Annotated in this window: 1 protein-coding gene; it reads right to left on the bottom strand. The window is 79.6% G+C overall.

Annotation, left to right across the window (positions count from 1 at the left end):
- Positions 1-98: 98 nt before the first annotated feature.
- Positions 99-489 (bottom strand): acyl carrier protein (locus BN4575_RS22770; protein WP_176716461.1); only part of this gene is annotated, 391 nt, incomplete at its 5' end.

Consider the following 489-nt stretch of genomic DNA (forward strand, 5'->3'; position numbering starts at 1 on the left):
GTCGCGCACGAACGGCACGATCAGCCCGAGGCCGCCGCCCGCGGTGAGCGGGCCGACGAGCCGCCGGGTGAGGCGGGCGTCGAGCGTGCCGCCCGCGGTCAGGCGCTCGTCGGAGCGGTCGACGCCGAACCCGGCGCCGCCGGCGCGGAGCGCGCCGAGGCCGCGAGCTCGTCCGGGCCGAGGAACCTGTCGATCCGCAGGTCCGCGGCCCGCACGCGCTCCGCGCCGGCGCCGTGCACCGCGTCGAACGTCGCGGCGCGCCGGGCCGAGCCGCCCGCCAGGGCGCGCTCGAGGTGAGCGACGAGCGCGCCGACGCTGCTCGTCGGGTCGAGCACGAGGCCCACGGGCACGGTCGCGCCGGAGAGCTCCTCGACGAGGCGGCTGAAGCGCACCGCGGAGAGCGAGTCGCCGCCGAGCTGCGCGAAGCTCTGCGGGCCCCGCGGCTCGACGTCGGCGAGCCCGAGCGTGGCCTCCAGGGCCCTCTTCACC

It is taken from the genome of Aeromonas sp. EERV15 (genome assembly GCF_900079845.1).
GTDB classification, from domain to species: domain Bacteria; phylum Pseudomonadota; class Gammaproteobacteria; order Enterobacterales; family Aeromonadaceae; genus Aeromonas; species Aeromonas sobria.